Origin of the sequence: Desulfobaculum sp. SPO524 (assembly GCF_044987625.1) — a bacterium.
GTDB lineage: Bacteria > Desulfobacterota > Desulfovibrionia > Desulfovibrionales > Desulfovibrionaceae > Desulfobaculum.
In genome coordinates this window covers 495,104-514,848 of record NZ_JBJDSB010000001.1, presented here as the reverse complement: position 1 = coordinate 514,848, position 19,745 = coordinate 495,104, and the positions used below count along the sequence as shown (strand labels likewise).

The following is a 19,745-nucleotide window of genomic DNA, read 5'->3' as shown; positions in this document are numbered from 1 at the left end:
AATGCACGAGATTGTTCTGATTCGCGTGACCGGGGACGACAGGCCCGGCATTCTCAATTCCTTGATGACGACCCTTGCCAGCTACGACGTCCACATTCTGGACATTGGGCAGGCCGTCATCCACAACACCCTGTCCCTCGGCATTATCATCGACATCCCCAAGGAGCAGGCCTCGGCCCCCATCCTTAAGGACCTGCTCTTCCGCGCCCACGAAATGGGCGTGACCCTGACCTTCTCCCCCGTGAGCGAAGACAGCCACGAGGCGTGGGTCGCCGGGCAGGGACGCAGGCGGCACATCGTCACCGTGCTCTCGCGTGAGGTAACGTCCTCGCAGATGCAGCGCGTTTCCGGCGTCATCAACGCCCACGGCCTGAATATCGACTCCGTGACGCGCCTGTCCGGGCGGGCTTCCCTTGTGACGCCGGAGGAGAATCCCCGCGCCTGTGTGGAGTTTTCCGTGCGCGGGGAGCCGGAGGACGTGCAGGCCATGCGCAGTGAGTTTATGGACATCTCCCGCGAGCTTGGCGTGGACATCGGCCTGCAGGAGGACAACGTCTTCCGCCGCAACCGCCGCCTTGTGTGCTTTGATATGGACTCCACCCTTATTCAGGGCGAGGTCATTGACGAGCTGGCGCGCCGCGCGGGCGTGGTGGACAAGGTCTCCGCCATTACGGAATCCGCCATGCGTGGGGAATTGGACTTCAAGGCCAGCCTGCGCGAGCGGGTGGGCCTGCTGAAGGGGCTGGATGCCTCGGTCCTGCCCGAGGTGGCGGCCAGCATCCCCATGACCGAGGGCGCGGGACGCCTTATCCGCAACCTCAAGAAGCTGGGCTACAAGGTCGCCATCCTGTCCGGCGGGTTCACCTACTTTGGTGAGCAGCTCCAGAAGGAATTCGGCGTGGACTACGTGCACGCCAACGAGCTGGAAATTGTGGACGGGAAGCTGACCGGCAACGTGGTGGGCGAGATTGTGGACGGCGCGCGCAAGGCCGCACTGCTCACGGAGATTGCCGGGAAGGAAGGCATTGACCTGCAGCAGGTGGTGGCCGTTGGCGACGGCGCCAACGATTTGCCCATGCTCCACCTCGCGGGCCTTGGCATTGCCTTCCATGCCAAACCCGTGGTGCGCGAGGGCGCGCGGCAGGCCATTTCCAACCTTGGCCTTGATGGCGTGTTGTACCTGCTGGGACTGAGCGACCGGGAGGCCTTGGAGTAGGGCATGGACGCGGGCGAACACATGACGGCACAGGCCGCGCGGGAGTATTTTCCCCGTGGGCTGGTGCAGCCGGAGGCGGGGTTTCGGTTTTCGGCGGATGCGCTGCTTTTGGCGTGCTTTGCCGGACCGGGCGCGGCGCGGCGCATTGTGGACCTTGGTACCGGCTGCGGCGTTGTGGGGCTTGCCCTGCTGCTGCGCGATGGTGCGGGGTCGGCCAGCGTCACCGGTCTGGACGTGAATCCGGAGATGGTCCGCGCCGCGACGGCCAACGCGGCGCGCCTTGGCCTTACGGAGCGCTTTTCGGTCATGCCGGGGAGCGTGAGCGAGGTGCGGGGGAGCGCCATTGAAGGCGGCGCGCATGACCTTGTGGTCTGCAATCCGCCGTACCGTACGCCGGGGTCGGGACGCCGCCCCAAGGACGCCGGGCGCGACGCCGCGCGCTTTGAGGCTGTGGCGCCGGTTTCGGACTTTGTGCGGGCGGCGGCGTATGCCCTGCGCACCAAGGGGCGCGCGTGTTTTATCGGCCTGCCGGAGCGCCTTGCGGGACTTTTGGCTGACATGACGGCCAGCGGGCTGGAGGTGAAGCGCATGCGCTTTGTGCATTCCCGCATTGAGGACGCCGCGCGGCTGGTGCTGGTGGAGGGCGTGCGGGGCGCAAAGCCCGGCATGACCGTGGAAGCCCCCCTTGCGCTGTACGCCGGGCGCGGCGACGCAACGCTTTTGACGGACTCCGCGGTGGAGTTTTGCCCCTTTATGGCGTGCAACGCCGGTCCGCGTTCGCGCTGACCGCTTTATATTTTCCCAAAAAAACGGCCCGGATGAAGCGATTCATCCGGGCCGTTTGCGTGTGGGCTATATGGCGGGCAGGCTGTGCGCCGCGTCGCCCAGTTCGGGCGGTACGGGCAGAAGGGGGCCTTCGGTCCCACCGTGACTGCGGGCATACTCCCGCAGGTGTTTGATACGGTCTTGCAGTTCCGGGTGGGTTGAGGTCAACCCGTCGAACCACCCCACGGTCTCGTTATTTTCGGCAAGGCGCTCGAAAAAGTCCGTGATGCCGCCGGAATGGCCATAGGCCCGCAGCATGGCGTCCACGCCGTATTCATCGGCGGCGGTTTCCTGCGTGCGGCTGTAGCCGAGTTCGGTCACGTTCAGCATGCCGGCGATGGTGGTGTTCAGGTCGTTCTCCACACCGCCGAAGCTGGCGGAGATGGCCATGAAGACGAGGGCGCGCCCCAGCTTGCGGATGGCGTCGCGGTGGGCGATGTGCCCCATTTCATGGGCGATGATGAACGCCAGCTCGTTTTCGGAGCGGACGCTGTCGAGAAGCCCCTTGCAGATGACGATACGCCCGCCCGGCAGGGCAAAGGCGTTCACGATCGGCGCGGAGCTGCGGTAGACCTCCACGGGCATGTCCACCCCGTCCTCATGCAGCATCTCGGCGATGTGCTGTAGGCGCGGTGCGGGCTTCATGGAGTCCTTGAGCTTTGGCGATGCGTCAAGGAGCAGGTCGCTGATGCGGCGTTCTGTGCTCAGGGGGATGTGCGGGGCGACAATATCCACGGCAAAGCCGAGAATCCAGTAGCACAGCACCGCCAGAGCCAGCATGCCGCCCAGAATCGCCACAAGGTTGCGCAGGGGGTGCTCGTCGGAGACGTTCACGTTGGTCCGCGCGCGGCGGGGAAGGATGCGGGGGCTAGCCACGCAGCACAACCGCCGTACCATAGGCAACGGCTTCTACGCAGCCGACGGCCTTGTTGGAGCGCCCTTTGCTGATGGAGGAGGTCTCCACGCGGACGTTGATGATCATATCGGCCGTCTGGGCCTGCTCCTTCATGCGCAGGATGGCTTCGCGACGGGCCCTGTCGAGCAGGGGCTCGTACGACGTGACGCGGCCGCCGATGATGGCGTACAGGCCGGCCAAAAAGCGCTTGAAGAAGTCCACCGAGATGACGGCGCTGCCATAGACGACCTTGGCAGAGCGGATGTCATCGTCGCTGGCCGTGAGATGGCGGGAGGGAAAGGTCGGCACGGCGACCTGTTCCTCTTCGCGCCGTTCGATGGAGGCGTAGTGCTTGCGCTCAACGCTACGGCCAATGGCGTAGCCAATGGCAAGCAAGGCAAGGAGGAAAAGGAGATCGAGCATGCGGCCTCCTAGTCCACCAGCACGGCGGAGCCGTAGGCGTAGAGTTCGGCGGCGCCGCCGGTGATGGACGAGGTGGCAAAGCGGACGTTGACGATGGCGTTGGCGCCCATCTGCTCGGCCTCGGCCACCATGCGGTCGATGGCTTCCTGGCGGGAGTCCTGCAGCAGCTTGGTGTAGCCGCGAAGCTCGCCGCCGAATATATTCTTAAACTTGGCAATGATGTCGACACCGATATGCCGGGCGCGGATGGTGTTGCCGGAAACGAGCCCGTAGTGCTCGGTAATGGTCTTGCCCGGGACGGTTTCGACATTGGTGATGATCATGATCAGTTCCTTCTTGAGACTGTTTGAGGGTGAAAGAGAACAGTCTCATAGGTGAGGGGGGTATGCATGTCAACACCAATAATTGCAGGGGCGATAATGACAAAAAAATGACATTGGTAACACGAAGAGGGATGGGCTTAGGCGCAGACGAGGCGGTTTCGCCCTTGTTGTTTGGCTTCGTAGAGGTTGTCATCCGCGCGCCGGAGCACGTCCTCCAGCGTGGTGTCGGTATCCCGGAGAGTGGACAGGCCGATGCTGGCGGTAAAGTGCAGGGGCTCGCCCTCCCTGCTGATGGATGAGATGTTCTCAATGCGCTGGCGCAGGCGTTCGGCAACGTCGCAGGCGGCTTCTGCGGCGGTTTCCGTGAGGATGACGGCGAATTCCTCGCCGCCAAGGCGGCCAAAGACGTCGGAGTCGCGCAGGGTGTCGTGGCAGGCGTCCACAACGGCGCGCAGCACTTCATCGCCGGTATGGTGGCCGTAGGTATCGTTGATGACTTTAAAATGGTCAAGGTCCAACATCAGGGCGGTAAGAGCGTGGCCGTAGCGGCGGGCGCGGCGGACTTCGTTCTCTCCCTTTTCCATAAAGCGCCTGCGGTTGAGGGCGCCGGTGAGGGCGTCCCGCGTGGCCATAAGGCGCAGTTCCTCCTCCATACGGCGGCGTTCTGTCACATCCTCCATCATCCATACGGCGCCCTTGGAGGCATCGCCCGGCACAAGAAAACGGCTGATGAGGCGGCACCAGAAGGAATCGTAGCTCCCCCGGCCCATGCGGATGATGCTTTCGGTGGTTTCGCCGCGGGCGAGGTCCTCATAGGCTTTGGTCCGCAGCTCCTGAAAGTCGTCCTGCGAGGGGAAGAGGGTGTTGATTTTCGCGCCGACCAGCTGCTCCTCCGGCCGCTCCACCATTTCGGCAAAGCGGGAGTTTACCCACTGGAAGGTGGTGTCCTGCACAAGGCCGATACCGAGGATATCGTTCTCCAGCAGAACCTGCTGCATGCGGTTGGTGTCGCGGAGCTGGTCCTCCATGATTTTTTCTTCCGTGACGTCGTCAATAAGCCACAGCGTGCCATCGCGCGGTGCTGCGCCGTCAATGGCCTTGCCGGTGATGCGGCACCAGTAGCGCATGCCATCGGGCCGGATCAATTCGTGAATGGCGTCGTAGATATCCTCTCGCTGGAAGGTGTTTTCCGTGTCCTCGCGGAATTGCTGAAAGTCTTTGGCCGAGATGAACAGGCGGTCTGGCTTGTGGCGGACCTCCTCCTGCGAGTAGCCCGTGATTTCCGTGAACCGGAAGTTGGTCCACTGTATTGTGGTGTGGCTGACATAACAGATGCCAATCATGCCGTTTTCCAGCATGAGTTCCTGAAAGGCGTTGGCGCTGCGCAGTTCCTGCTCCATGCGCTGGCGTTCGGTTACGTCGATGATAATGGCGTAGATGGTTTGCTTGCCGTCCACAATCATGGGCACGGCGTGCAGTTCGATGCTTCTGACCTCGCCCGAGCGGAGCTTGTGGGTGAGGGGGAAGATTTGCTTCTTGCCTTTAATGGCTTCGCCCATGGCGGCGGCGATGGTTTCCGGGTCGTCCGTGTCGATCTCGGTCACGTGCATGCCGCGCAGGGTGTCCAGAGGGTAGCCGTAAAAATCGGCGGCCGCGGCGTTGGCTTCTGCGATGACGCCGGTTGCGACGTCCGCCACCATCATGACCACGGAGTGCTGTTCAAAGAAGGCGCGGAACTTTTCTTCGCTCTGGCGCAGGGCGGCTTCGGCCTGCACGCGGCTGGTGATGTTGCGGGCTTCGTGGAAGACGGCTTCCTCGCCCATGTACTCGATGACGTTGGTGTTAAGCTCCACGGGAATGGTGCGCCCGTCCCGGGTGCGGTAGCTGGTTTTGTAGGTGTGGGCGGTGTGCGAGGCCTCCGCATTTTCGCACGGCAGTTCGTGCATAGGCTCGGCGATGATGTCCTGCATCCGCGCGCCGATAAGCTCCTCGCGCGGGAAACCGAGGGTACGGCAGGCCGCGGGGTTGGCGTCCATAATGAATTCGCCGTCGCAGACAAAGGTCATGTCCGTAGCGCTCTCGAACAGGGCGCGGTAGTTGGTTTCCGTCACCTTTAGGCGCGAGTACAGCCACAGAATGTGCAGCGTAATGCCCACAAGGGCAAGGGCGGCGAGAAGTGCGCCAAGGATAAAGGGCCAATAGCGCGAGAGGAAGGCCGCCGGGTCCAGCGTGCCGTAGTCCTCGTAGGGGGCCACGCGCAGTTCGCGCAGCAGGTCATGGACGGGCTCGTAGTTGCGGGGCACGCTCCAGCCGGAAATGCCGGCGCTGATGGCGGCGGGATGGTCCGGAGGCATGGCCAGCAGGGCGGCGTCCACAAGGCGGGCGAGGTCTTCGGGAGTGTGCGGCATACGCGACAGGGGCCACTCCGGGTACAGCCGGGTGCTGTGCTCGTAGGGAAAGGTGATGGAGTGCCCGCCAATGGGGGGGAGCACCTTGAAGGTGCCCGGCGGAATGCCGCGCTGGGCGCTGAGGCGTTCCAGCGTGCCGGTACGCACCGTTCCCGCGTCCACCGTGCCACTGAGGACGGCGTCCACCACGCTATCGTGCGAGCCGGTAAAGATGAGTTCGCGCAGGTCCTTGGCCGGAATAATGCCGATGTGTTGCAACTCGCGCCGCAGGGCCAGCCAGCCGCCAAGGGAGGACTTGTCCACCGCCGCAAACCGGATGCCGTGCAGGTCGGAGATGTTTTCTATGTCTACGCGGTCCGACAGGGTAAAGGCGACGCCGCCAAAACGCGAACTGGTTACCCCAAGGCGGGTGGTGTTGAGCGTCAACATGGGGCTGACGCCGTTGGTCTTCTCCAGCTCCACGAACAGGGCGGGATTGCACAGCAGAAAGTCGATATCCCGGTTGGCGACAGCGGGACGCACCTGCCCGAAGGACAGCGGCATAATGCGGAAAACATGCCCCGGCACAGTGGCGGAGAGGTAGGCGGCGGTGAGGTTCCAGCGCGCGAAACTGCCCGCTTGCCCGCGCTTGGACAACACGCCAATGTTCACCACGCCAAAATGCGCCAGCGCGGGGGTGCTCCATACGCCCAAAAGGACGCAGACGCAGGCCAAAAGTCCCAGTTGGACAAAAACGTGGCGAAGCCGTTTCATAGAATATGCGGGGTTGGCAGTGAATTGTGGTCTACAACGATTCTAGCAGATATTCCCCGCACAATATATCGGCAAAGTGACGGCCCTGTGCGGTACAAAAGAGTTGCCGCATCGGCAGCGCCATGCCGGGTATGCTCGCGAGACGTTTCCCTATCGGCAGAAATTGCGGAAGCATTAGGGCGCGTTGCCGCATCTGCCATACCCGACGCAGACGGCGCAGGGCAAAGGGGCAGGCTACGCAGGGTGGGGACTGGCGCCGTCATCCGGTGCGGGTTCGATGTCCTCGCGCAGGATGTAGAGGACGGCGTAGCGCTCCGCCAGCTCGTCCAGCATGGTGGTCTGCGCGGTGGGGTCCATGTCCTGCACGCGCACCACAACGTGGCGGTTTGGCGCGCCCACGGGCTCGTAGGCGGTGAGGATGCTCATAATGCGGGCGTGGTGGGAGTTGAGAAATTCCACCAGACCGGCCATGGTTCCGGGCTGGTCCGGCAGTTCGATGCCAAACTGAAAGCCCCCGTGCAGCACGCCGGTAATGGTGATGAGCACGTCAAAAACATCCGTTTGGGTGAGGATGCCCACCAGCTTGTCGCCGCCGGTGACCACAGGCACGCCGCCGATTTTATGGCGCTGGAGGAGCACGGCGGCCTTTTCCACGGAGTCTTCGGGCGAAACCGTGACAAGGCGTGGCCGGGCGGTCATGATGTCTTTGACCCGTATCTCGGAAAGCAGGTAGTACAGTTCGTGCACATCAAGGGTGGTGGCCTGCGAGGGCGAGGCCTCCTTAATGTCGCGGTCGGTGACGATGCCAAGCAGCAGCCCTGCGTCGTCAACGATGGACAGGCTGCGCACGCCTTTGTCCTTCATGAGCTTGGCGGCGCGCATCATGGAGGTATCCGGAGGGGCCGTGACGGGTTCGGTGCTCATCCAATTGCCGACCAGCATGCGCTTTCTCCTTATGTGGCAGAAGACGACGCCGTGCCGCGTGGCGCGCTGTGCGCCCCGCCCCGGAAGGACACGGCTTCTGATAGTATGTAACGTTGCACAGAGGGCGTGGTATTTCAAGGGGATTCTCCGGCTTTGACCGGTCCCTCTCCCGCCTATGGAGCGAATATGCCAGAACTGTTTATGGATTGCGGCTTCGGCATTGCCGGAGACATGTTCCTTGCCGCGTCGGCCAGCCTTGGGGTGGATATTGCCCCGGTGGGGGCGGCCCTGCGCACGCTGGGGGTTAATGTGCGCGTGCGTGCGGAAGAGACCCATGCCACAGGCCTTGTGGGCATGCGCCTTGTCGTGGAGGGCGATACGGCCCAGCCCCTGAGGCATCTGCCGGAGATTATCGCCATCATTTCATTTATGCCGCTTAGCGAAACCGTGCGTGAGCGTGCGTCGCAGGCTTTTCTCAAGCTGGCCAAGGTGGAGGCCGCTGTACACGGCATATCTGTGGATCAGGTGCATTTTCATGAAGTGGGCGCGGTGGATACCCTTGTGGACGTGGTGGGTGCCTTTTACGCGTTGGAGGCCCTTGGCGTGACGCGGGTTGTGTCCTCGCCCTTGCCGTGGTTTACCGGGCGCGTGCAGTGCGCCCACGGCACCCTTGGCCTGCCGGCACCGGCCACGCTGGAGCTTTTGCGCGGCAAGCCCGTGTATCCTACGGCGTTCCGGCAGGAAATCATCACCCCTACGGGCGCACTTATTCTGGACAGCGTGACGGACCATTTTGCCAGCGGTCCGGAAGGCGTGGTGACGGCTACGGGCACAGGCTACGGCACCCATGACCTTGGTCCCGGCAATGTGGGCCTGCGCCTGATGCTGGTGGATGCGTGGCAGGGCGCGCCAACAGGATGCGCCGCGCCGCAGTAGCGCGAAGAAGGCTTACCTCGCGGCGCCACGGCGCCGTGGTATGGCGGGGTGCCCATGCTGGGCGCTCCGCTTTTTTGCGCGCGGGCTACAGCACCGCGCCGAGGTACCAGTCCATGATGCGGTGGCCTGCGGTCAGGGCCAACAGCGCCCCAAGGCACAGAAACGGCCCAAAGGGCAGGGCGGTCTGCATCCCCACGGCGGAGCCGCGCAGGTGGATGGCGAGGGCCGCGCCAAGGGCGGCAAAGCAGGAGAGTAAAATAGTCAGGGGCAATAGCGTCAGCCCCGTGAGCGCGCCAAGGCAGACCATGAGCTTGATGTCGCCGGAGCCAAGGCCCTCAACGCCGCGCACGTGTCTGTAGATGAGTTGCAAAAGCCAGAACAGGCCGCTACCGGCCACGGCTCCGCCCACGCATTCCACCACGGGCATATCCAGCAGGACAATGGCCGCCACCGGGGCGGCCACGGCGCAGGGCAGGGTGACGGCATCCGGCAGGATGAAGCTATACAGGTCGATGAAGCTGGCTGTGACAAGCACGGCGGTAAAGGCGAAGTACACGGTGAACGCCGCCCCCGGACCGTAGCGCAGGGCCAGCATAAGGCTGGCCGCGGCCATGACCAGCCCGGTGAGCAGGGTAAGGCGGCGGGGCGGGGCGTCGTATTCGTCATCGGGGAGGGTGCGCAGATAGCGCCGCACGGCGGTGGCGGCGGGAACACCAAGGGCCAGTCCCAGCGCCGTTGCCGCGGCGGGGAAGGTGAAGTCGGGCAGTGTCATGTTTCCGGTCCGGGTTCGCGTCAGTTCAGAAGTCGGGTCAGCCTGTTTTCACGGGCGAATGGGATGCGGCCTTCGCCGGAGCCGATGGTGCCGTTTAAGGCCACGCGCGAGAAGAAAAGGTTCTTGCGGAACTCCACGGTGCCCTGTGCGGCCATGGGCAGCGGCCCCGCTGCGGACAGGGTGCGGATGATGCCGCGCTCGCCGCGCAGGTCCATGTCCAGCCGGACTTTGCTGGCCATTGCGCCGTTTGGCAGTTGCAACTGGTCGGCGTAGATGTCCACATTGCCGGTGCTGGGATAGCTCGTCCATCCGTCCTGCCATTGGCAGTCCGCCAGCAGGTCCACCACGCCGCTGAAGTGGCGGCCGGACAGCAGCTTTTCCGCCTGGGCGGAGCCGGTGACGAGGAGCTTTTTCCCTTCATACAGCTCCGCCGTGAGTTCCGGGCCGGTGCTGATGGTCAGCCGGACAAGGGGCGCAAGCCCAACCTCCAGCCGCGCTTCGTCAATGCGCACCGTGGTGTGCCCAAGGTCGATGGTCACGTTGGTGGCCGTCAGCGGCGTGGTGCTGACGCTGGCGCTGACGGCGTCCGCGGCAAAGCGCACGCTCGGGGTCATGCCCATAAGGTCCGACAAGGTGAAGCGGAACATGCTGGCCTCGTCAAGTCCTTTCCACTTGGCCTCCACTTGGTCCATGCGCGACAGGGTCAACTGCAGCGCGCCGGACCATACCCGGTCCCACGGGGTGAAAAAGGCGAGCCCTGCCACCAAAGCGGCGATGAAGAGCAGCGTAATACCCGCTCCGCGCAGGGCGGGGCGGCGTTTTCTTTCGGACAGCAAAATTGTTTCGGCCATGTGTGGGCTCCTTTAGCGCACCAAGATGAGTTGCATGTCTGCGAGGGCGGGGTTGTCGAGGCGCTTATTCAGCGAACAGGACACCACCTTCAGCCCCACCCGGTCCCGCAGGTTTTTGAGCAGGTTCAGGGTCTGCGGCAGGTTCAGGCGTTCAAAGACCATTTGGATGCCGTCGTTGCCGTCCGCCGCGGGAGTGGGGCGGATGGCGGCCAGCCTGTCGTCCATCTTGAGGTCGCGCGTGACCTTGCGGGCGGCGGCCAGCGGCTCCATGGATTCAAATTCCGCGCGCTGGGCCTGCATGTAGAGGACCTCGCGCACGAGGGGGGCCGCGCGGGCAAAGCGCTTGTCCGTGTCCTCGATGCGGGCCAGTGCGGTCTGCGCCGCGCCGGAAACCGCCCCCCACAGCAGCAAAAGCACAACCGCCCACGCCCCGAGGGCAAGCATGGCGGCCTTGTCCGGGTGGGCGAGGATGCGTTGTACGGCGGGATGGTCGAAGAGCGACATGGTTCCCCCTACTTCGTGACCGTGACGTTCATGCCAAAGACGACGCCGCCTTCGGCTGTGGTCGCCTGTTGGAGTGTAAAGGTGTAGCCCGGAGCGTCCTTGAGGGCGCTCAGGTACTGCTCCACCGCGTCGTAGTTTGGCAGGGTGCCGCGCAGGGAGCCTTTGCCCGGTGCCAGCGTCAGGGAGTCCACCTTCAGCCCCTGCGGCGCTTTGGCGCTGAGGGTGCCAAGCAGGCTCAGGACGTCAAAGCCGGGGATATCCTCGCCCTTGAGGCGCGCGTGCAGGGACACCAGTCGCCGGTAGGGGGCCGGGCCTTGGTCCGGGCCAAGGGCGCGGGCGTAGAGTTCGGACAGGGCGGCCTCGCGTGTTTCGGCCTCCGCGCTGTAGTGCAGGTACTGCCGCACGCTTACGGACAGTGCCAGAACGGCGGCAACCGTGATGCACGCGGCGGCAATGCCCACGTGGCGCAGCATCCCCTCGCGGGAGCCGGACCGCGTGAGCGGCAGACGCAGGCGCGACCACATGCGTGGCTGGGTGCCCACCTCGGTGAGGGCCTCGCGCCAATCCACGGCGGCGGGCTGGTCCCCGTCATCCATGCGGCGGGACAGCTCCGCGGAGTCCGGCGTGCGGTGCACCATGCCGCCTTTGGTGAGGAGGTGCGGGCTGGAGCCGTTGCTCATGGTCCAGCGGTCAAGACTGCGCTGCGCCGCCACGTTCCACCCAAGGAGAAACTTGGAGGAGACAAGGGTGGCGTGGGCGAGGGATTCGGCATGGCGTTCCCAGAACGCGTCAAGCCCCGGCCCGGTGACAAAGCCAAGCAGGCCCCCCGCGCCGCCATGGACAAGGCCGCGCTCCTGCCCGTCCTGCGGCTGGGGAAAGAGATGCTCCATGCGCAGCAGGCACGCCGCGCGCATGGCCCTCGCCTTGGTCAGCGAAATATCATCTGGATGAAAGAAAAAGATATGGTCGTCCGGAATGAGGGCGACAACGGGCAAGTCCGGCGTGCCGGAGGGCGGCTCGCATGGGGCGAGGCGCGCGCCGTCGAACTGTTCCCAGTGTTCCGTGTCGCCATCGAAGTGCAGGGCGTAGAAGCGCTTTGCGGCCATTGTATCCCACCTGTTTCCGGGGCGTGAGGGGCGGCGCGCTGTGGAGCGGCCAGCCCGAGTACGTGTCGCGTCTTAGTCCTCCAGCCAATTCTCCAACACATCGGCGCAGATGAGTTCCCACTGCGTTTCGTTGACGTTGACGATGCACCGCATGCGTTGGTGCCAGCCTTGGCTGTCCACATCAATAATCACGCGGTAGGTCCCTGCCGACACCGTGACGTATTGATCCACCTCCAAAAAAACCTCCTGCGGCACGCCGATGTCGCCGTGCATGAGGTCCGCCGGAGTGCGCAGGCCGAACTTTTCGCGGTAGTGCAGGAGGCTTGGCACATATGGCTCAAGCTCCGGCAGGAAGGCGCGGATAACGTCCTCCGGCGCGAAGTTCAGGTTCAGCGCGGCCTCGTCTTCCCCCCACAGGGTGAAGTGCTCGCGCACCCACTCTGGGGTGGCGTCGTCCCACTCGCGCACAAGCAGGGCCTCTTCAGGACGCGGCAGGGCGTCGTTGCGCGGAAAGTAGTCCTTCCCTGTTGAACTATATGCTGATTTTTCACTTCCGTGCAACCTTTCGCGGTCTGTGTCCTTGTCCATCCAGTCCATAAGGTACTGCGCGGCGGTGATGGGGAGCTTTGCATCACGCAGGAGTTCTTCCACAGCGCGTTGCGTGCGTTTGGAGGCCTCCGTTGTGGTTTGCTGTTCGGCTTTCGTTTCGCCGGGGAGCAGCCAGCCAAGGTCGATATAGGCGTTGCAGGGGATGATGTGCACGGTCATGCCCGGTCCGGTCCATGTCTCGGCCCAGTCGTCCAGCGGGCCGTCCGCTCCGGGGAGGGTGTCGCGGTTTTGGATGCGCTGGACTGCGGCGGCAAGGCCTGCCTCGGCCAGCATGTCCGCGCGGTATTCCTTGGCCAGCAGGGCTGGCTCGCGCGCTTGGCGAAAACTCTGGTCCAGCGCGCCAAGGACGAGGGACGCCACCGCCAGCATGCACACCAGCACAAGGATGAGCACGGCTCCGCGCTGGGGGGCGTGGCTGTCCGCAGGGCGCAGCGTCATGGTGCGGTCTCCCGAGTCTTCATGGCGGGCAGGCGTTCAATGATGGTCATCTCCTCGCCGCCTTGCGGGGTCAGGGTGAGGCGCAGGGCCGTGAAGGCCGGGGACTGCATGGAAAAAAGCGTCCGCGCCGGGAGCCAGCGCCGTTTGCCGTTGTCGTAGAGTTCCGCCGTAAAGTCGTCGTACCGGGGCAGGACGGTAAGCTCGCGCTCAAGGTCCATGTCCTCCACGGTTTCGCGCCGGATGATGCCGCCGGTGGAAAAGTCCCATTCCACCAGCACGCGGAAGGGGGCGTCCATGCCAAGGGCGTGGGTGGTGTGCAGTTCCAGCGCGCCGGAGGTGAAGGTGAGGGTGTCGGTATCCGCGTTGACGAAGTCGCGGTGCAAGAGCCGCCGCAGGCGCGCCATGCGCGTGAGCGCTTCGCCCTGACGCTCCAGCACGGCGTGGTTGCGGATGGTGCGGTCCACGGAGACGAGCACAATGCCCATGACCAGAGCGCCCACCACCAGCGCCACCAAGAGTTCCACAAGGGTGAAGCCCGTGCGGCGCGCGGTCATGGTCCGCTCCCGGCGATGCGTTCGTTGCGCAACCACTCCCAGCGTAGGGTGGCGTCGGGCACTTTGGTGGTGAGGGCGTAGCGCCCCAGGCCGTCGATGCTGCCCGTGCGCTCAAGCTGCCACTCTCCGCCGGGCTGCTCCGAGTCCGGCACAAATCCGGCGGACGGGGTGGAGAGGCGGTCCGGATAGTCCTCGGCCATAAGGCGCGCGGTCATGTTGAGGTTGTCCCATATGCCCTGCCCGCGCTCGGCAAGGTGCACAATATGCCCCTGCGCGCTCATCAGCCCTACGGCCAGCACGGCGGCCACCATCAGAGCGATGAGCACCTCAAGCAGGGAGAACCCGGTGCGGGGGGCATGGGGCATGGGCGTCCTCATGAATTGGTATCGAAGGTGTTCCCCAGTGCGTCAAGGCGCAGGGCGCTGCCGTCGCGCAGGACAAGGCGGACCTCGTCGCTGACGCCGCTGGGGTAAATGTTGAAAGCAAAGGCCAGTCCGCCGGGGTTTTCGCCATTGACCTTGGCGCGCGAGACGGCGGCGGGCAGTTCCATTTCCGTTGTATCCCACACCAGCATCTTTTCGCCGATGGCGATGGTCACCGCCTGTGTGCGCCCGGTGCGCAGGGCTTCTTCGCGCACAGCGTCCAGCGCGGTGCTCAGGGCGCTGAGGCGCTGCGTGGTCTCATCGCCCGCCGCGCCAATGTCCAGACGCGGCAGCACAAGGCCCCACGCCACGGCAACAATCGCCATCACTACGAGGATTTCGATAAGCGTCATGCCAGACGGCGCGCGGCGCACGGGCGAGGGCATCAGCCGTCCTCGTCCAGCGCGCTGATGTCGGCGGCGGTGTCCGTGCCGCCCTCCTTGCCGTCCGCGCCAAGGCTGACGATGTCGTAGTCTGCGCCGCCGGGACCGGGAGCTTGGTAGATGTATTCATTGCCCCACGGGTCGTGCGGCAGGCCGGTGCTTTCCAGATAGTCCCCGGCCAGCACGCCAAGGCCTTCCTCGGTGGTGGGGTAGCGGCCGTTGTCCAGCTTGTAGAGCTTGAGGGCGGTTTCAATGGACTGGATGTCCAGCCGCGCCTTGGTGATGCGCGCTTCGTCCGGACGGTCCATAATCTTGGGCACAAGAAGCGTGGCAAGGATGCCAAGGATGACGATGACGACCATCAGTTCAATGAGGCTGAAGCCGCCGCGTGTGCGGCGCGGTGTGCGTGCGCGTGTCATGGTGCGGACTCCTTGTCGCTGGCGCGTGTGGATGACTCCTCTGACGCTGGCGGGCTGGCAAGCGGCACGCCGCCGGGGCGTGTGTCCGTGCGGATGGATGTCCGCAGGGGCAGTGCGCCGGGCGGCGCTTCGGGCACCCCCTCAACGGAAGGGGATTCCACCCACCATAAATAGAATCCTATACCCGCAATATACCGGCAGAGCAACAGCTTGCCGGAAGATTGCATGATGGGATCCGCCACGCGGTAGCGCTCCTTGCCTTGCAGAATTTCGCCTGTGACGGTGATGGAAGCGTTTTCCCACGCGGCGTCATCCGGGGCTGTTGTTTCGCGTCCGGTGCGCAGGCTGTACACGCGGGTTTCGCCGTCCATGTCCGCAAGGCGAAGGCGCTCCGCCTGCGGCGCGATGGCCGCCGTAAGGGGCGGCGGGGAGAAGGCGACGCGCTTCACCCAGCGTTTGTCCGGGACGGTGTAGGTGAGCACGCCGCCGGCAAGAGTGAATGGGCTGTCGTCTGGCTGTGGGGGCGCGGGGGCGCGCGTTGCCACGTCAAAGCCCACGGGGCGTCCGTCCTTTGGGGTGAGGGTCAGCACGCGCCCGTCAAAGCGCGCGGCGGCAAATGGGCCACCTGGGACCAAAAAGCGTCCGCCAAAGGCCATGGGCGATGTGGTCCACAGCGTCACCCAGCCCGCGCTGTCCGCCGCCATAAGCACGGACTCTCCGGGGGTAAAGGCAAAGGCCAGCACCTTGAAGCGCAGGGTGCCCACATGGTCCAGCACGCCAACGGAGGACCCCAGCCACAGCTTGTGGGCGGCGTCCACCACGGCCAGCCACGCCCCGCGCGGCGAAATGGCGATGCGCTCAATATCGCCCCGCACGCGGTGTTCCCCCACCCATGCGCAACGCTCCACCGCCAGCACATGCACCATGCGCGAGCCCGCCTGCGTTGCCGCAAGGGCCGGATACCCCGGCTGCCAACTGATGCGGTCCACGGGACCGCGTCCGGGCAGGGCGGCGGTGCGGCAGTCCTCTGCGCCAAGGATGGTCACGGTGCCGTTTTCAAACCCGGCGGCCACGCCGTCTTCCTTGGCGATAGCGCAGGTGACGCCGCGCAGCAGGGCAACGTCCGGATGCTGGCGCGACAGCAGTATGGCGTGGCGCGGGTGCCGGATGTCCTCCGGCGGGGAAAAGACGGAGTCCACGGGCGTATGCTGGCGCGTCAGGCGCTGGGCAAGGATGTCATGCACGGTGACGGGACCGCTTTGCGCGGCGTCCTGCGGGGCGGTGCGCGGCGCGCAGGCGCAGACAAGGGCGGCAAGGGCAAGGCCCAGCACGGCAGGGACAAGGCGGCTGGCGGGGCGGGGGCGGCGCGGACGGTGTGGCAGGTGCATGGTGACTCCTTGGCGAGGGCGGGCGGTCATGGCCGTCCGTCTAGCCTGCGCCCAGCAAGGGGCGGTGGAAATAGAGGGCGTTGTAGACAAAGTGCAGCAGCACGCACAGCGGTAGGCTGCGGTGGCGGTCCCACACAAGGCCGAAGGCGAGGGACGGGACAAAGGTCGCCAGCGCCCACGGCGGACTGTGGGAGACAAGGTGCATGGCGCTGAAGGTGCCCGACGCCGCAAGATTGGCAACGCTGACGGGGCCAAAGGTTCGGTCTGAGATAAGCCGGTGCACGGTCTCCTGCAGGCCAAAGCGGAAGGCGGCTTCTTCCGCGCAGGCCTTGAGCAGCAGCATGCCAAGGGGCAGGGCCGCTGCGGGCCGGGGCAGCGCGTAGGCCACACCCCCGGCAAGCACCAGCGCAAGGTACCCCGGCGACACAAGTCCCCGCCATGTGGCGGACCACTGCCGGAGCAGGGCGCGGGTGAATCTGCGGGAGGGCGTTTGGGTGCCTGATTTGGTCATTTTCCCTCAAAGGCCCGTGACAGGCCGTTATCTGCTGGATGAAAAGCGCTCACCTTGTGCAATGATTTGGGAAACGTATTGTAGTAGAGGGTGAAATCGCTTATACCGAGTAATGATGGGGAAACCTCTACATTACAGGTGTATAGCATAACGACGATGAAATTCAATATGTTGAAATGGATATGGCCGGTTGTTGTGGGGTTGGCCGCTGCCTATGCAGTCAGCGGGTGGGCTGTGCCCGTGTCCGTGCCGCCGCGTCCTGAAGCGCCGGAGGCGGTGCCTGCTTCCGCGGCGGAGCAGAATAGGGTTATCAAGGACATTCGCGACCGCAATATCCTTGGTCTGGCAACGCCGGCGCCCAAGGCCGCCGCGCCCAAGCAGGCCGCGCCCAAGGTCAACCCCGCGTCGTGGCGGCTCCTTGGGACCGTGCTGGGCAAGCCCTCGTATGGGCTGTTCATGGTGGGGCAGGAGTTCAAGACCCTGTCCGCCGGGCAAAGCGAGCAGGGCTGGCAGCTCACCAGCGTGGAGCCGCAGGCCGTGGTGTGGACGCGCGGAGGCGACACACAGCGCGTGCAGTTGCGCGACCAGAAAAACCTGCCCGCGCCGGTAACGGTGGAAAAGTCCGTGGCTGTGAACCTCGACGGCAAAAAGATTGCCCCGTACCTCAAGGACCCCACCCAGATGCTCAACCACGCCAATTTCAAGCCCTTCCGCGAGGGGGGCAAGGTGATTGGCTTCCGCTTGCGGGACATCAAAAAGGACTCCATCCTCAGCACCATCGGGCTGGTGGATAACGACGTCCTCATCCGCATCAACGGCAGGCGCATGGACGGCCCGCACAAGCTCCTGATGGCCTACAAGGACATGAAGCCCGGCACCACCGTGACGGTGGATGTGCAGCGCGGCAAGGATGTGAAGACCTTTCTCTTGAACATCGACTAGACGGAAGCAGGGTAGAATCAACATCGCGGAAGAACAGGGGGAAACGTGATGCTCAAGCTGATGCGGAATGCCGTGGTGTGCGCGGCGCTGGTGCTGACCTTGTGCGGCGCGGTCGCCGCGCAGGATGGCGCGGACGTGCAGGCCAATCTGGACAACATCCTCATTGGGGACCTCGTCAAGTTTGTGGCCAACTACACGGGCAAGAACTTTGTCTACGACGAGGGCATCCCCGCCCAGCGTGTGAGCATCTATTCCAAGGAGCCGGTCACGGAGTCCGAGCTGATGACCATTCTGCGGCATATGCTGCTGCTGGTGGGGTATGATGTGGTCATCAAGGACGACGTGCACTACATCGTCCGGCGTGGGCAGGTGAAGGAGATTGGCGACACGCTTTATCCCAGCATCAGCCCCGGCGGCGACGACGAGCGCATCACCGTGTTCTACCGCCTGGAGGGCGGGCTGGAGCCCAAGTCCGCCAGCGAGCTGGTGGCCGGTATGGTCAGCCCCGGCTACGGCGCGGCGTTGCCCGTCCCGCAGGCTCGCGCCCTGCTCATCAGCGACAAGCGCCTTATGGTGCGGCGCATTGTGGAAGTGCTGGACTCCGTCCCCCTGACGCGTCCGGATTGGAAGCACGACATTGTCCCGCTGGAAAAGGTCAAGGCCACGGACGCCCAGCGCGTTATCGCCAAGTTTTACGGCGACCTCAAGGCCAAGGGCTTTGGCGGCGACGAGCCGCTGTCCTACGTGCTTGGCTGGTCCAACAGCGTGCTCATTGCCGGACTGCCCGCGCAGGTGGATGAGGTGAAGGCCCTGCTCCAGCGCCTCGATACCGGCGAGGACGTGACGTCCAATTACAAAATTTACCGCCTGCGCAATGCCAAGGCCAACACCGTGGCCGATGTGCTCTCGTCCCTTGGCGAGCGCCTTGATGAATCCGCCTCGCCTGCGGGCGCGGGCGGCGAGGACGCCAAGACCAAAACCTCCGTCATGGCGGGTAAGGATAAGGAAGACTCCTTCCTTGTGTCGTCGGATGTGGATACCAACACGCTGGTGGTGCTGGGCGACCCGGATTTCCTCGCGCGGGTGGACGCCATTGTGGAGGAGCTGGACCGGCCGCTGGATCAGGTGTTTGTGGAGGCGCTCATCTTGGAGACCAGCCTTGAGAACGCGCAGTCCTTTGGCGTGGAATGGCTGGCTGGCGGCGGCGGCAGCAACGTTGGGGCCAGCATTGGCTTTATTGACAACCCCAAAACCGGCGACAGCTCGCTGATTCCCTTCCAAGCCCCAACGCTGGAGAGCGACCCGGAGGGACCGAACTTTTCGGCGCTTCCCGGCGGCTTTACCCTTGGCGTATTGGGCGATGTGGTCACCTACGACGGCGTGCGCTACCCCTCCCTTGGCGCGCTGGTGTCCTATTTGAAGGAAGCCACGGGCGTGAACATTCTCTCCACCCCGCAGATTCTGACCATGGACCATGCCGAGGCCGAAATCTTTGTGGGTGAGGAGCGTTTTGTGCTGGAAGGGCGCAACATCACCGACGGCGGCACCACTCAGAACCAGTACCGCGAAAAGGAAATCGGCGTGAAGTTGCAGGTCACCCCGCACATCAACGCCGAGGATGGCCTCATTCATCTGGATCTGTATCAGGAGGTGGCGCGCGTGACGGCCATTTCCGCCACGGACGGACTGCCCATTACCCTGAAGCGAAACACCAAAACCTCGGTTCAGCTTCTGGACGGCGCGACCATGGTCATTGGCGGCCTGATTCAGGACGACTTGGACCGCGGGCAGAAGGCCATGCCCGGCATCTCCGAGGTGCCGCTCCTTGGCTGGCTGTTCAAGAGCCGCAACACGTCGGCCGTCAAGCGCACGCTGATGCTCTTTGTCTCCGCCCATATCGTGCACACGCGCGAGGACGCCATGGAACTGAGCCGCCGCAAGCTGGACGAGGCGCGCCAGCAGACGCAGGGCGTGCAGGATGCCATCAACAAGGAATTCAACCTCGACGAGGACGAGATTCCGCCCAACTCCGTGGACGAAAGCCTTGAAAGCTTTGGCATGGGCGGCAAGCCCGCGCCCACGCCCACACCCGAAGTGGGAGAAAAGCCGCTGACCGAGACGCCCATCATGGAGGAGCAGTAGA

The 19,745-nt window shown here is 64.4% G+C and carries 21 protein-coding genes; 5 read left to right on the top strand and 16 right to left on the bottom strand.

Annotated features, from left to right (window positions below; all coding sequences use genetic code 11):
* Position 1: 1 nt before the first annotated feature.
* Both serB and ACI3L3_RS02160 read left to right on the top strand, forming a co-directional pair.
* A complete protein-coding gene (serB, locus tag ACI3L3_RS02165; RefSeq protein ID WP_404843450.1) occupies positions 2–1,216 on the top strand; it encodes a phosphoserine phosphatase SerB in 1,215 nt (404 codons plus the stop codon).
* 3 nt (positions 1,217–1,219) lie between these two features.
* A complete protein-coding gene (locus tag ACI3L3_RS02160) occupies positions 1,220–2,002 on the top strand; it encodes a tRNA1(Val) (adenine(37)-N6)-methyltransferase (RefSeq protein ID WP_404843449.1) in 783 nt (260 codons plus the stop codon).
* A 66-nt stretch (positions 2,003–2,068) separates the two neighbouring features.
* Here ACI3L3_RS02160 and ACI3L3_RS02155 read toward each other — a convergent pair whose 3' ends face one another.
* The 5 genes from ACI3L3_RS02155 to ACI3L3_RS02135 all read right to left on the bottom strand — a co-directional run bounded on the left by ACI3L3_RS02155 (position 2,069) and on the right by ACI3L3_RS02135 (position 7,785).
* Positions 2,069–2,938, bottom strand: a complete 870-nt coding sequence (locus tag ACI3L3_RS02155; protein WP_404843448.1) for a M48 family metallopeptidase — start codon at positions 2,936–2,938, stop codon at positions 2,069–2,071.
* Entirely contained in the window at positions 2,910–3,359 is a 450-nt protein-coding gene (locus ACI3L3_RS02150; protein WP_404843447.1) for a YbjQ family protein, read from the bottom strand. The genes ACI3L3_RS02155 and ACI3L3_RS02150 overlap by 29 nt, the downstream gene beginning before the upstream one ends.
* An 8-nt stretch (positions 3,360–3,367) precedes the next feature.
* The gene (locus ACI3L3_RS02145) at positions 3,368–3,682 is read right to left on the bottom strand and encodes a YbjQ family protein (RefSeq protein ID WP_404843446.1); all 315 of its coding nucleotides are present in this window, start codon (positions 3,680–3,682) and stop codon (positions 3,368–3,370) included.
* A 137-nt stretch (positions 3,683–3,819) separates the two neighbouring features.
* Positions 3,820–6,843: a PAS domain S-box protein gene (locus tag ACI3L3_RS02140; protein ID WP_404843445.1), complete on the bottom strand. Its 3,024-nt coding sequence runs from the start codon at positions 6,841–6,843 to the stop codon at positions 3,820–3,822.
* A gap of 234 nt (positions 6,844–7,077) precedes the next feature.
* Entirely contained in the window at positions 7,078–7,785 is a 708-nt protein-coding gene (locus ACI3L3_RS02135; protein ID WP_404843444.1) for a CBS and ACT domain-containing protein, read from the bottom strand.
* A 168-nt stretch (positions 7,786–7,953) separates the two neighbouring features.
* Between ACI3L3_RS02135 and ACI3L3_RS02130 the strand changes: the two genes are divergently transcribed.
* On the top strand, positions 7,954–8,703 hold the full coding sequence (locus ACI3L3_RS02130) for a LarC family nickel insertion protein (RefSeq protein ID WP_404843443.1): 750 nt from the start codon (positions 7,954–7,956) through the stop codon (positions 8,701–8,703).
* An 85-nt stretch (positions 8,704–8,788) separates the two neighbouring features.
* Here the strand turns inward: ACI3L3_RS02130 and ACI3L3_RS02125 are convergent, their stop codons facing one another.
* From ACI3L3_RS02125 to mrtJ, 11 genes are all read right to left on the bottom strand, one after another.
* Positions 8,789–9,475, bottom strand: coding sequence for a prepilin peptidase (locus ACI3L3_RS02125; RefSeq protein ID WP_404843442.1), 687 nt, complete (start codon positions 9,473–9,475; stop codon positions 8,789–8,791).
* A 20-nt stretch (positions 9,476–9,495) separates the two neighbouring features.
* Positions 9,496–10,326: a hypothetical protein gene (locus tag ACI3L3_RS02120; RefSeq protein WP_404843441.1), complete on the bottom strand. Its 831-nt coding sequence runs from the start codon at positions 10,324–10,326 to the stop codon at positions 9,496–9,498.
* Between the two features lie 12 nt (positions 10,327–10,338).
* On the bottom strand, positions 10,339–10,830 hold the full coding sequence (locus tag ACI3L3_RS02115) for a hypothetical protein (protein WP_404843440.1): 492 nt from the start codon (positions 10,828–10,830) through the stop codon (positions 10,339–10,341).
* An 8-nt stretch (positions 10,831–10,838) separates the two neighbouring features.
* Entirely contained in the window at positions 10,839–11,936 is a 1,098-nt protein-coding gene (locus ACI3L3_RS02110; protein WP_404843439.1) for a hypothetical protein, read from the bottom strand.
* Between the two features lie 72 nt (positions 11,937–12,008).
* On the bottom strand, positions 12,009–12,983 hold the full coding sequence (locus ACI3L3_RS02105; protein ID WP_404843438.1) for a general secretion pathway protein GspK: 975 nt from the start codon (positions 12,981–12,983) through the stop codon (positions 12,009–12,011).
* On the bottom strand, positions 12,980–13,537 hold the full coding sequence (locus ACI3L3_RS02100) for a prepilin-type N-terminal cleavage/methylation domain-containing protein (RefSeq protein WP_404843437.1): 558 nt from the start codon (positions 13,535–13,537) through the stop codon (positions 12,980–12,982). The genes ACI3L3_RS02105 and ACI3L3_RS02100 overlap by 4 nt, the downstream gene beginning before the upstream one ends.
* A complete protein-coding gene (locus ACI3L3_RS02095) occupies positions 13,534–13,902 on the bottom strand; it encodes a prepilin-type N-terminal cleavage/methylation domain-containing protein (protein WP_404843436.1) in 369 nt (122 codons plus the stop codon). The genes ACI3L3_RS02100 and ACI3L3_RS02095 overlap by 4 nt, the downstream gene beginning before the upstream one ends.
* An 8-nt stretch (positions 13,903–13,910) precedes the next feature.
* Positions 13,911–14,345: a Tfp pilus assembly protein FimT/FimU gene (locus ACI3L3_RS02090; protein ID WP_404843435.1), complete on the bottom strand. Its 435-nt coding sequence runs from the start codon at positions 14,343–14,345 to the stop codon at positions 13,911–13,913.
* A complete protein-coding gene (gspG, locus tag ACI3L3_RS02085; RefSeq protein WP_404843434.1) occupies positions 14,345–14,761 on the bottom strand; it encodes a type II secretion system major pseudopilin GspG in 417 nt (138 codons plus the stop codon). The genes ACI3L3_RS02090 and gspG overlap by 1 nt, the downstream gene beginning before the upstream one ends.
* Positions 14,758–16,149 carry a hypothetical protein gene (locus ACI3L3_RS02080; RefSeq protein ID WP_404843433.1) on the bottom strand — a complete coding sequence of 464 codons (1,392 nt, stop codon included), beginning with the start codon at positions 16,147–16,149 and terminating at the stop codon, positions 14,758–14,760. The genes gspG and ACI3L3_RS02080 overlap by 4 nt, the downstream gene beginning before the upstream one ends.
* Positions 16,150–16,189: 40 nt before the next feature.
* Positions 16,190–16,660: a JDVT-CTERM system glutamic-type intramembrane protease MrtJ gene (gene mrtJ / locus ACI3L3_RS02075; protein WP_404843432.1), complete on the bottom strand. Its 471-nt coding sequence runs from the start codon at positions 16,658–16,660 to the stop codon at positions 16,190–16,192.
* A gap of 168 nt (positions 16,661–16,828) precedes the next feature.
* On the opposite strand from mrtJ, the gene ACI3L3_RS02070 reads away from it, so the two are divergent.
* Positions 16,829–17,602 carry a PDZ domain-containing protein gene (locus ACI3L3_RS02070; RefSeq protein ID WP_404843431.1) on the top strand — a complete coding sequence of 258 codons (774 nt, stop codon included), beginning with the start codon at positions 16,829–16,831 and terminating at the stop codon, positions 17,600–17,602.
* Positions 17,603–17,650: 48 nt separating this feature from the next.
* Entirely contained in the window at positions 17,651–19,744 is a 2,094-nt protein-coding gene (locus ACI3L3_RS02065; RefSeq protein WP_404844107.1) for a secretin N-terminal domain-containing protein, read from the top strand.
* Position 19,745 lies beyond the last annotated feature (1 nt).